The 12,590-nt window shown below is 40.1% G+C and carries 10 protein-coding genes; 4 read left to right on the top strand and 6 right to left on the bottom strand.

Going from position 1 to position 12,590, the window contains the following annotated elements:
* Nucleotides 1-189 precede the first annotated feature (189 nt).
* Nucleotides 190-783, top strand: coding sequence for an FMN-dependent NADH-azoreductase (locus R3X26_RS09600; protein ID WP_317717082.1), 594 nt, complete (start codon nt 190-192; stop codon nt 781-783).
* Between the two features lie 59 nt (nt 784-842).
* On the opposite strand, the gene R3X26_RS09595 is transcribed toward R3X26_RS09600, so the two are convergent.
* Both R3X26_RS09595 and R3X26_RS09590 read right to left on the bottom strand, forming a co-directional pair.
* Entirely contained in the window at nt 843-1,421 is a 579-nt protein-coding gene (locus R3X26_RS09595) for a DJ-1/PfpI family protein (RefSeq protein ID WP_317717081.1), read from the bottom strand.
* A gap of 99 nt (nt 1,422-1,520) precedes the next feature.
* Nucleotides 1,521-2,750 carry a sensor domain-containing diguanylate cyclase gene (locus R3X26_RS09590; protein WP_317717080.1) on the bottom strand — a complete coding sequence of 410 codons (1,230 nt, stop codon included), beginning with the start codon at nt 2,748-2,750 and terminating at the stop codon, nt 1,521-1,523.
* 219 nt (nt 2,751-2,969) lie between these two features.
* Here R3X26_RS09590 and R3X26_RS09585 point away from each other — a divergent pair, with 219 nt between their 5' ends.
* Both R3X26_RS09585 and R3X26_RS09580 read left to right on the top strand, forming a co-directional pair.
* Nucleotides 2,970-3,563 carry an HD domain-containing protein gene (locus R3X26_RS09585; protein WP_317717079.1) on the top strand — a complete coding sequence of 198 codons (594 nt, stop codon included), beginning with the start codon at nt 2,970-2,972 and terminating at the stop codon, nt 3,561-3,563.
* 215 nt (nt 3,564-3,778) lie between these two features.
* Nucleotides 3,779-4,801, top strand: coding sequence for a 2-hydroxyacid dehydrogenase (locus R3X26_RS09580; RefSeq protein ID WP_317717078.1), 1,023 nt, complete (start codon nt 3,779-3,781; stop codon nt 4,799-4,801).
* Between the two features lie 245 nt (nt 4,802-5,046).
* Here the strand turns inward: R3X26_RS09580 and R3X26_RS09575 are convergent, their stop codons facing one another.
* Entirely contained in the window at nt 5,047-6,813 is a 1,767-nt protein-coding gene (locus R3X26_RS09575) for a solute:sodium symporter family transporter (RefSeq protein ID WP_317717077.1), read from the bottom strand.
* 114 nt (nt 6,814-6,927) lie between these two features.
* Entirely contained in the window at nt 6,928-9,030 is a 2,103-nt protein-coding gene (locus R3X26_RS09570) for an alpha-galactosidase (protein WP_317717076.1), read from the bottom strand.
* A 248-nt stretch (nt 9,031-9,278) separates the two neighbouring features.
* Between R3X26_RS09570 and R3X26_RS09565 the strand changes: the two genes are divergently transcribed.
* Nucleotides 9,279-10,355: a LacI family DNA-binding transcriptional regulator gene (locus R3X26_RS09565; RefSeq protein ID WP_317717075.1), complete on the top strand. Its 1,077-nt coding sequence runs from the start codon at nt 9,279-9,281 to the stop codon at nt 10,353-10,355.
* Nucleotides 10,356-10,520: 165 nt separating this feature from the next.
* On the opposite strand, the gene uxuA is transcribed toward R3X26_RS09565, so the two are convergent.
* Nucleotides 10,521-11,705 carry a mannonate dehydratase gene (uxuA, locus tag R3X26_RS09560; RefSeq protein WP_317717074.1) on the bottom strand — a complete coding sequence of 395 codons (1,185 nt, stop codon included), beginning with the start codon at nt 11,703-11,705 and terminating at the stop codon, nt 10,521-10,523.
* Nucleotides 11,706-11,805: 100 nt separating this feature from the next.
* A complete protein-coding gene (locus R3X26_RS09555) occupies nt 11,806-12,558 on the bottom strand; it encodes an FCD domain-containing protein (protein WP_317717073.1) in 753 nt (250 codons plus the stop codon).
* Nucleotides 12,559-12,590: the final 32 nt, after the last annotated feature.

The raw sequence follows: 12,590 nt of genomic DNA, 5'->3' as shown, positions 1-12,590 counted from the left end.
AATGGCAACCGTAAATATGCATGGAAGCAAACATCATCGTAAACCTCCACCCTGCCTCAATTTAACACAGAACATTCGATTTAATAGAATGATTCATACTAAATTAAGATATTTTCATCTGTGCTCTTTTAATCAATAATACCGTCGTTATATTGAGCCAATTCATTGAAATTGTTAGGAGTTATTAGTATGAGCAATATTTTAGTCATTAAGTCATCTTTAAATGGTAATCAAGGACAGTCCAATATTCTGGCGCAAACTTTAGTATCTAAACTTGCGACAGAAACGACGGCTAATATTATTGAACGTGATTTAGCACAAGAAGCATTACCTCATTTAACTCAGTCGGAAATGGCGGCATGGATGACGGAAGAGAAAGAGCGCACTCAAGAGCAAGCGGATTTAGCAGCCATTTCTGACAATTTAATCGACGAATTAAAGCTCAGTGACACGCTTGTGATTGCTATGCCGATGTATAACTTTGGTATCCCTTCGACTTTTAAGGCATGGATAGATAGGGTAGCCAGAGCAGGCGTGACATTTCGTTACACCGAAACGGGCCCCGTTGGTTTAATGGAAAACAAAAAGGCGATTGTGCTCGCGGCACGAGGAGGAATTTATAAAGATACCGCTCACGATTCACAAACTCAGTATCTAAAAGACGTGCTGGCTTTTATTGGTATTACTGACGTAACGTTTATTTATGCAGAGGGGCTCAATATGCCGGGACGAGAGCAACGTTTAGCTGCAGCTGTAAAAGAAATAGATGGCGTAGCACTTTAATTGATTTAGAAATTAAAGGGTCAAATAAAAGCGAAACTGACCCTTTTGATAACAGGACTCTATACGTTGTCCTGCCAATGATATTCCATTTGTCTCGCGACTGTTTTAGCCAGTGATAAACTATGGAGTAGCGAAACCATGTGTAAACTCATATCTATGCCTGCCGATATTCCACCAGATGTGGTGTATTTTTCACAATCAACCCATCGCTTATCGTCAATGACATCTAAATTAGGAAAGGACTCGATTAAATCGGGAATATCCTCCCAATGAGTGGTAACCGATAAGCCATCAATTAATCCTGCATTTGCAAGCAAAAATACACCCGTACAAACAGAAACAACGCGATTGGCTTTTTGATCAACCGACGTTAACCAATTAAGAACCTGGGGTTTATTCATCTCTTCGATATGAACCCCACCCACAACAACTAGAACATCGATACACGGATGATTCTCGAATGAGTAATGAGGTAGGACTTTAAAGCCTCCTCGAGCGCTAACGGGCTCTGCTGTTTCTGCCACTAAAAACACATTCCAATCATGAGTGGCCAAGCGTTTCGCCGTACTAAAGACCTCGAACGGCCCTGAAAAATCGAGAACCTCAGCGTCTTTATAGATGTAGATACCAATGTTCATTACACTACCTTGTTCTCATATATGTTAAATAACAACGCAAAGAGAAAAAACTGAAGATCATGCCTACTGCAAACAACTAACATGGTTTAAGGTTAGTGGTTATTGCGACACTTCCACTCGGTTTCTTCCGTTATGCTTAGCGCAATAAAGCGCTTCATCTACTCGTTTTAGAAGTTTCTCGATTGGTTCATTGTTTTTTGCTGACGCAACGCCAATACTGGCGGTTAACGTTCGAGGAACACCATTTTCCAATCTTGAAATGGCCTTTCTAAGCTTTTCTGCTAAATGCTGCGCAGCGTCAATCAGCGCACTAGGACAAATAATGAGAAACTCCTCACCTCCCCATCGTCCTACTGTATCTGTTTTCCTTACACTATCCTTAAGCAAACTGGCTACCGCTATAAGCGTTTCATCACCCGCTTGGTGACCAAAGTTATCGTTAATGGTTTTGAAATAATCGAGATCAATAAGTAAAATTGATAAAGGGTGACCATAACGAGTCTGGCGATTTCTCTCCTGCTTCAATACCTCATCAAGTTTGCGTCTATTGTATACTTGAGTGAGTGAATCTGTGATGGACAGATATTTCAGTTTCTTTTCCAACTCAACTTTCTCGGTGACATCTTCGATAACCGCCTGAATAGCTGGCTCGCCATCCCACTCTATTCTATTGTCATAGACCCGAAAATAACGTTTCGCTCCGTCAAAACAAATATTTTCAACAATACGATTTGAACCTCTCAGTTCCCCGCTAATAATATCCCTATATTGTTGACGAGCGAAGCTTTGTTCTTTTTTGGGAATAAACTCCATGAGACTAACATTGGCAAGAACAAACTCAATTGATGGTGCATGCATTAAGTCAACCCAAGCTTGATTAACCATAAGGGGTTTGAAATTTTTATGGACTGTAATCCCTTGACCTGATGAGCTAATTAGTTGTTTGTATTTGCGTTCGTTCTCTGTAATTTTCTGATGGGCGTCTTCGAGTGCAGACATATCCATTACCGTTACCTGCATCGCCTGCTCTCCCTTCCATTGGATTACATGATCAATAGCAAATACCGTAAAGACACGTCCATTACGATCAATATTTTTAAACGTTCGACCACGGGGATTAAGTTGGCCGCTCATTTGTCGATAATAATTCTCTCGAGCCACCTGATGGTGCTTTGGATCAATCAGATCTAAAAATGAGTTGATATTAGACATTAACTCTTTAGCTGATTTGTAGCCGTATATTCTTGCATAATTATCATCAACATAAACAAGATTTAGATCTTTGATCACAATAACACCATAAGTCGAATCGATATTAATTTCAGGCATTGCATTCCTAATGTCGTGTAAAAAATCCACTTATGACGTGATGAACTATGTATTTATTATAAATTATTTAAAGAAAACCAGTTAGTATAAAAGTGATGAATGTGACTTACTCGGATTTTGATGTTGAAATGATTACGTTCGAAACGTCTGGTTCAGTTCTACAGAGAATGTTAAATTTCTATAAGACATCCTAAGTCCACTTTCATCTACGGAGTATTCATGCAAGAGTTAGCCAAACAGTTAGATTTCATCCTAGAAATGGATAAATTGAAATCGGTTTATCGACGCACATTAATCAAGGCAGATAACAATAGATTTGAGAACAGCGCTGAACACAGTTGGCATATCGCTCTTATGGCTCACGTCTTAGCCCCATATGCAGAAGAAGACATTGATATTTCTCGCGTTACCTTGATGTTATTGTTACATGATATTGTCGAAATTGATGCTGGTGACACTTTCGCTTTTGATTCAAAAGCCATTCTTGATCAACAATCAGATAAAGAAGTCGCGGCAGCTCATCGAATTTTTGGTTTATTGCCTGAACATCATAGTAAACAATTCCTCGATTTATGGACTGAATTTGAACAAGCACAAACAGCAGATGCTCGTTTTGCCAAAGCGATGGATAGAATATTACCATTAATTCAAAATATACAAAATGAAGGCGGTAGTTGGGCACAACACCACGTTATGAAACAACAAGTCATTAATCGCAATAAACATCTCGAAAAATCCGCGCCTAAACTTTGGGCTTTTGTTGTAGAACAAATTGAGGCCGCCACAGAAAAAGGCTGGCTAAAAACGGAATAAGTTACATCTAACACCGAAATCAATATTAGCTAACGTATCGCCGCAAGATTGCGCCTATCATATGTTCAAGTCACAAGGTTCAAATTCCCCCAATATCAACAGGGTCGAATGCTTACGCGCAATACGGTAATGTCATGGGTAGAATCATTACATAACGATTGAACAGGCAATCTCATTACGATGATATTGCCTGTTCAACACTAAAGGAGAATATAATGAAAGTTTCGTTTTTCAGTGCTAAACGCTATGACCGAAATAGCTTTGAACAGCATAAAAAAAATTGGATCAACAACGACGAACTGCAATTTGACTACTTTGATACCGTGCTCAACGAGAAAACAGCAAGTCTTGCACAAAACAATGATGCAGTTTGCGCTTTTGTCAATGATGATCTAAGCGAAGCAACACTGAAAGTCCTGAGCGAACAAGGCGTCAAACTGTTACTAATGCGATGCGCTGGTTTCAACAATGTCGATTTAGAAGCAGCGGAACGCTACGGTATAAGAGTCGCTCGCGTCCCTGCATATTCACCAGAATCGGTAGCCGAACATGCTATTGCACTAATGATGACACTAAACCGCCGCATTCATAAAGCATACCAACGTACTAGAGACGCAAACTTCTCCTTAGAAGGGTTGACCGGAATGAATATTTTCGGCAAAACAGCCGGAGTGGTTGGCACAGGTAAAATCGGCTTAGCAACCCTACGAATCCTTAAAGGGTTTGGTTGTAAATTACTCGCATTTGACCCGTATCCGAACGAAGAAGCACGAGCGTTAGGAGTCGAATATGTCAGTATGGATACTTTACTATCACAGTCACAAATTATTTCACTGCACTGCCCATTAACAGCCGAAAACACCTTTTTGATCAATAAAGAAGCATTCAGTCAAATGCAAAAAGGCACGTTGTTAATTAATACCAGTCGTGGCAAATTGGTTGATTCACAAAGCTGTATCGACGCGTTAAAGGATGGCACGCTAGGCGGATTAGCATTAGATGTTTATGAACATGAGAAAGAGCTGTTTTTTGAAGATCTATCAGCAGAAGTGATCCAAGATGACATATTCCGTCGCCTTTCCGCTTGTCACAACGTAATTTTTACCGGTCACCAAGCGTTCTTAACCGATGAAGCCCTACAAAACATAGCCGAAACCACCTTGTCTAATATACAGGCTTACAGTAAAGGCGAAACCAACGGCAACGAAGTAACGCCACACGTTTTTGATAACAGTTAAGCAATAATTTTATCAAACAAAAACAAAAAGAGTGTTAGCAATAACTGCACACTCCCCTAACTGAAAAGCCAGTGTTATAGCAAACACTGGCTTTTTAGTACTACTGGCTCAAAGTAGGTCCATCAGTGGTGAATGATTTGCATCCAGTCGGGCAACACTACTCTGTCGTTTTCGTAATATCGCAAAGTGCCTTTACTTGCTCACACTGTACTATTATCACGCACGTTAACTTATCTTCCTCTAGATTAGACATTTTTTTCTTCTAGGCGAGCGGATTTTAGTTTTGTTTTAATTCGAGCAAAGATACCACCGAGAATAACAATCCCACATAAAGCGTAGGTCACCATGAAGGATGAATCACCCGCAACCAAACCTAAGTCAGAGAAGGTAATGTATGCACCAAGCACCATATATAGAATCACTGCCGAAGCCTCAAAGCGAAATTCCCAAGGTTTAATATCCATTGCCTCATTAACGGGCAAAACGTAATCTGTTTCGCGTGGTCGAACTTTGCCTATGACAAACATAATCACACAACAAATCACAAACAGCACTGCTAGTTGATGAAAGAAATGTAACTCAGCCAATGGCTTAAGTGGGCCAAGAAAATCATGCATTGATGCCGGAGTAAATTGAACAATACCGTAAGCCAATACGAAAACGCTCAAGGAGATTTTGGCCGCTATCGCTGGAACACGTTTAGTGATGTACCCCATAAACACGATAGTAAATATAGGAACACTAAATAGACCCGCAAGGCGTTGTAACAAATCAAACAGACCATTTGGAGCAAACATGATAAATGGCGCAATACCAACTGACAAAATAGCAATGAACAGACCAAATGAACGACCTTTATTAACCAATTGTTGATCAGATAGTTTGTTCTCTTTATCAAAAATGGGTTTGTAAACATTAAGTGTAAATAACGTTGTTGAGGAGTTTAAGACCCCGTTAAATGTAGATAAAATCGCACCAAACATTGCCGCAAGGAAAAATCCCACCAATGGTTTAGGCAGCACTTCGTTAACCAGTCGAGTGTACATGGTATCGGCTTCATAACTTTGACCCGTCGCATCCACTGTACCGAACATATGATAAGCAATAATACCTGGCACAATTAAGAATAATGGTGTTAATACCTTGACTGCACCGGCAAGAATGACGCCTTTTTGACCTTCTTTAAGATTTTTCGCTCCTAACGCTCGTTGAATGATAGCTTGGTCAGTTCCCCAATAATAAAGGTTAACTAATAGTAACCCAGTAAACATGGTTGAAAATGGCACATTTGGATCATCTTCAGCGCCAACCGCCTGTAATTTATCCGTCGCGTTAGTTGTAATAATGTCTAAGCCTTCCATAAAACTACCGTGCCCTAAAACGATTAAACCAAAAATAGGGATCATTAAGCCACCAACGATCAGACCGACACCGTTTAATGTATCAGCAATAACCACCGCTTTTAGGCCGCCATAAATAGCATAAAATAACCCTAAAAAACCAATAATAGAGGCGATTAATAAAATTGCTTGAAAACGATTAATGCCCAGCATTGTCTCAATATCGAAGATACCGCCAATAACCATGGCACCTGCGTACAGAGTGTTAGGTAGTAGATTGACAATATAGCTTAATAGAAATAATCCCGTTACAAATTGCTTAACAGAAAGGTCGTAGCGAGATTCAAGAAAATCTGGAATAGTGGTAATACCTTGTTTAAGGTAGCGAGGCACAAGAAACAGAGCGATAATGATCAAGGTGATCCCTGAGGCAACTTCGTACCCCATCACCGACATATTGCCCTTAAACGATAGTGCGCTCATCCCAACAAAGCTAGTTGCGGAAAGATTGGTAAGAATAAGCGAACTAGCAATAAGTCCACCAGTTAAGCTTCGACCTCCGAGGAAAAAGCCGTCTTTTGAATCATTTTTTTGATTCTTCACACGTGACCAAGTGAAAAATACCACGAAGCCTGTAAAGAAGAAAAATGACAGTAGGATTGTCATTGGCATAATTTTGTCCTTAATCTATTAAAGTTATGGTTGTTATTCGTTTATCAGGAAAAAGTGCAGTGATAACTATCACGGCACCTGTACCAGATATATATAAGGTTTATTGATGATTCATTAGCGTTTTTGAAGATGAACGATAAGGGCCGATTCCGGGTCTAAAATCGGCAAGTTCAATCCAATTTCTTTCAAATTGTCGCCACTTAACGTCAGCGTTTTATCTAACCACCTAGGGCGCTGTTTCATTAGCTGAAAACTAATTTGGGGCATCTCAACCAACTTGACTTGATATTGCGCATTTACATCCGCGTCACTAATACGTAGTGGGGAAGGCAGTGCGTATTCCGGCATTGCCAACTGACACACAATGATCAATATTTCATCTTCGTTCTCTACTCCATAAATATTTTGATTTTGATCAGCAGGATCGATTCGGAAACTACGACCACTATGCAGTAAATGTCGAAACTGCTTATGTAAAGCAATGTAACGAGAAAACGCTTGTTTCTCTTTTTCTGACTCTTTTACTGGATCTAATTCAACGCCCATATGACCAGTTAATGCCGTTACACCTCGCATATTAATGTTGTGGCGTCGATTGGTAGAGTGGCATTCAGCAGGACCGATGTGTGTACCCATCACTTCAGGAGGAAAAAAGTAACTCATTCCCTTTTGAATCGCTTGTCGCTCCAACGCATCATTACAATCCGATGGCCAAAATCGTTGAGTTCGCTTTAGGATTTCAAAATCGATACGGCCACCGCCAGAGGCACAAGATTCAATTTCTACTTCTGGGTGAGTTTCATTTAATTGGTCGACTAAATGATAGACGGCTTGAGTTTGACTATGGACTGAAGGACGGCCTTGGTGGCCGGGTTGAACCAGTTCACGATTCATATCCCACTTTAAGTAACGAATGTTATAACGGGTAAGTAGGTCGTTTAAACGCTCAAATAAATAGTTGTAACAATCTTTATTTTGCAGATCTAACACATATTGCCAGCGACCAGAAGGTTGATGATAACCTTGCAAACCGAGTATCCAATCAGGGTGGTTGCGGTAAAGATTGGAATCTTGGCTAACCATTTCAGGTTCAACCCAAAGTCCAAACTCCATGCCTTTGTTATTAACGTGCTCAATCACAGACTCTAAACCATCTGGATACTTAATTGTATCAAGGTACCAATCACCTAACGCAGCACGTTCTCCATCGCGACCAATAAACCAACCATCATCAATAATAAAACGCTCGACCCCCATTTCGGCTGCTTCGGTTGCCATCTTTATAATGTATTCAGGCTTATGATCAAAATAGATACCCTCCCAAGTATTCAGGTGTACTGGGCGAGGCTTGTTGACAGGGAACGTAACAATGTTATCACGCACAAATTGTTGGAAACGTTGCGAAATACCATTTAAACCAGCATTGCTATAGCAACCATATAACCAAGGGGTTTGATACTCTTTACCAACATCAAGAATGATTTCTCCTGACAATAGAAGTTCCCCAGCTTGCACAAATCGTCGACCATCGCTACGTACGTCTGCTCGCATTTGATGATTTCCACTCCAAGCAAGATGAAAACCCCACACTTGACCAAGCTGCTCACTGAAGCCATTCGTACCGACAAATAATCCAGGGAAGTTTTCATGAGATGTACGACCACGGCGATTTTCTTGCATAAAACCACCATGTTTAAAGCATTGACGCTGAGTTTGAAATTCATGGCACCAGCGACCGTGGAACGTCATGAGTTCATTGGCATGATTTGGAAGGGGTAACGTTGAAGAGAGTTTGCCCAAATAGTATTGACTCGCACCGATATTTTTAACGCTCACCTGCTTTTGAACAACATCTGTCGCGTAATTCATTTTTAACTCAACCTTAAGCTCAAGTTTTGCAATATCATCCACCAACAAAAAGGTCGCTTGATTATCATCAGATTGAGAAGAAATTAATGTAAACACGGGCGCCCAATCGTAACCATCACGATGGCCTTCTATCCCGGGTGCATTAAAATGGCCGCTGCCAAGTTCAGGGCATAGAGATAAAGGTACATCTACGTCTAAGCGAGCTTGAGAAATAGGTCGCTCGGTAGACAATAAAAGGTCATCGTCAATGTGCGAAATTTTTGAACCCCAATGAAGGATCTCAGGAACTTTATCGGTTTTAATTATTAAACTGTGATTTTTACTGTGTAGATGAACAAAATTACTCATAGCAGATCCAATATTGTTTTCGTAAACATTTAATGGTTAATATCTTGCTCTGAATTTATTTTATCTGTAGTGATATAACGAATTTATGTGATCAAAAACGTATTTAAGTCTAATAAAATATGAACAAGATCGACTGTTTTCGAAAACAAAATATAATGTTTTTATGACAATTTTGAACAAGCACACAACGCTTAACTGATAAGTTCATTATAATGATTTCAATCTATCGTTAATTCATGGACAAACTTGTGAGTGTCACATTTAAAGATGTCGCCAAGCTGGCAGGCGTATCAACCCAAACCGTTTCTCGTGTAACCAACGGTTCAGATAATGTCGCCGAAAAAACTCGAATAAAAGTAAACCAAGCGATTAAACAGCTGGGTTACATACCCAACAAAGGTGCACAAATGTTGAGTCGCGCTAAGTCGACTAATATCGGACTAATCACACTAGATATGGCATTGCATGGCGCGGCACTCATTGCCAATGGCGTGAGAGATAAAGCAAATGAGTTAAACTTCGGTACCGCTTTCTCTGTCGTTAATCAGCCAGGACTAGAGCACGTTCAAGCTTCCGTGCGCGAATTGATCGCCCAACAAGTTGATTGCATTATTCTTAACGTTCCCCTCACCTCCAGTGATGCAATATCTCTAGTCGAACAATTTCCAAGTTTACATCTGATATTCGTTGATGTGCCAGAAGGCACTCCCGTTCACTATGTTCACGGTGAGCATGCACAGGGTTCAAAGGACGTGGTAAAACACTTAATTCTAGGTGGACGTGAAACGTTTTTACTTATTGCTGGCCCTAAAGAATCGAGCGCGTCGGCCATCCGCTTTGAAACTTGGGTAGATGAAATTCATAGCGCAGGTAAAACTATTAGTTATCAATATCAAGGTGATTGGCTTGCAAGTAGTGGATATTTAGCGGTGCGTGAGGCTGTTGGTCGACAAATTAAATTTGACGCGGTTATAGTTGCGAGTGACCAAATGGCCCTAGGTGCTTTACGAGCCTTAGATGAATTACAAATAAGTGTGCCTGAACAAGTCGCTGTAGTGGGATTTGATGGCATCGCGGATAGTGCGTACTTTACGCCTCCACTCACTACGGTAAAACAAGACTTTACTGCGATAGGAAAACAAACCGTCCTAGAAGCGATTAAATTAAAAAATCACAACTCAGCCGAACATCAAGCATTAAGACAGATCAACATACCGGTTGAACTTATCGTCCGCCACAGCAGTGACAGTAAATGTGCCAAACAAAACAACAAACATCAAATCAGAAAGCTATTAAGAAAAGTAGAAGCGCTGCTAGATGATTAGTCGTTTTAGGTAATAAGGCTAGATAGAGCTTAAGATTTAGAAACCAATAAACTCATTGGGTCTTTTCACAATATAAAACAGCAAGAGGCCGTAGTTTAGCGCCTCTTGAGGTAAACCAAAACATCATCGAAATAATCTGACGTTATCAATTATTATTTATACCAACTATTTGTTATAAAAAGTTCGCTGCAAAGCCAGTTCAACACCACGTATTTCTGCTAAACCTTTCAAACGGCCAATACAAGAATATCCCGGATTAGTTTGCTTCTTAAGATCATCTATCATTTGATGTCCATGATCTGGACGCATAGGAATTAAACGAGTTTCGCCAGCCTGTTTTCGCCGATATTCCTCTTTAAGCAGCGCATTAATAACATTGTACATATCCACATCACCATCTAAATGTGCGGCTTCATGAAAACTCAATGGATTTTCTTCACGCATTGTTGAACGCAGATGGGTAAAATAAATACGATCTCCGTAAGTTTCAATCATCTTCACTAAATCGTTATCTCCTCGTACGCCATAAGAGCCAGTACACATTGTAATACCATTCATTTTACTCGGTACTGCGTTTGTTAGGGCTTCTATATCTTCTATATTAGAAACGATTCTAGGCAAGCCAAGAATTGGACGCGGAGGATCATCTGGATGCACCGCCAATTTTAGACCAAATTGTTCACATACTGGCATCAGCTCATTTAAGAACAAGACCATGTGCTGACGAAGTTTGTCTTTATCGATATCTTTATAAGTATCTAAGCGCTCTTGGAATTCCTCAAGCGTATATCCTTCTTCCGCGCCAGGAAGCCCTGCTATGATGTTTGCTGTTAGTTTATCAATTTCGGCTTGGGTCATGGAATCAAATCGAGTACATGCTTCTTGTTGCTCTTCTTCCGTGTACTCATTTTCGGCTCCAGGTCGCTTGAGAATATATAATTCAAAAGCAGCAAATTCTATTTGGTCAAACCGCAATGCTCTTGAGCCATCTGCCAATTCATATTCTAAATCGGTACGAGTCCAGTCAAGTACTGGCATAAAATTATAACAAACCGTATCAATACCACACTCAGCTAAATTAATTAGTGATTGTTTGTAGTTGTCAATCCACTGCACGTAGTTGCCTGATCGAGTTTTAATTTCCTCATGTACAGGAATACTCTCTACAACCGACCAAACAAACCCTTTTTCTTCAATTATTTTTTTTCTTTTTAAAATTTCGTCTTTAGTCCAAATGTCTCCATTTGGAATATGATGAAGAGCATTCACAATACCTGTTGCCCCAGCCTGTTTTATATCATTGAGAGATACAGGGTCATTGGGCCCATACCAACGCCAAGTCTGTTCCATATATATGCACCTTTTTTAGACGTGACAATCCCTCGGTAAATAAATGTTTATTTACCAGTTCAAGTCTGTAATTTCGTATTATTGAATTGAAAAGTGTTAATTATCTAAATAAAAAACCATCGAATTTCGGGTCATCAATATCAGATAATTCAAATAACGTTTGTTTCACATTTTCAAGATGATCCCACATTGCTTTGCGCGCACCTTCTGGATCTCGATGCTGTAATGCTCTCAAAATCACTTCATGGTCTGCTAACCAAGCAGTTCGATAACTTTTATTAGTAATTCTCGAATGCAAATGACGCCACATCGAACTTTCATCACGGCGCAGCCAAAGAGCCTGAACAATATCACTTAGAACACTGTTTTGAGACGCTTCGGCAATGGTAAGGTGAAACATTTCATCACCATCATAATCACCATTTCCCGTCTCAAGCTGCTTACGCTCTATATCTAGTGCTTCTCTAAGTTTAGAGATATCGTTTTTAGTAAGATTCAATGCCGCAAAGCTAGCGATTTGACTTTCAAGAACCTGACGAGCTTGCAGTAACTCAAACGGGCCGATGTCAGAGGATTCACGGCTTGCACTTACTTCTGAACTAGGATTGAGGCCAACGACAGCCTCATTAATAACATACACCCCTGAACCTTTTCGGACTTCAACGAGACCTTGGAGCTCAAGCATAATTACCGCTTCACGAACAACCGAACGACTAACATTCATTTCTTGCGCAATATCACGTTCAGGTGGCAAACGATCACCTATCTTGAACTCACCCGACCGAACACGATCATGTAATGCAAGACCTATTTTCTGGTAAAGACGTTTGGGTGTTGAAATCGCTATGTTCATGAGTACTTCTTCATTAAAGTTTAAGTGTATAT

Origin of the sequence: Vibrio sp. TH_r3, from assembly GCF_033101115.1 — a bacterium.
Classification (GTDB): domain Bacteria; phylum Pseudomonadota; class Gammaproteobacteria; order Enterobacterales; family Vibrionaceae; genus Vibrio.
This window is presented reverse-complemented; position numbering and strand designations above follow the sequence as displayed.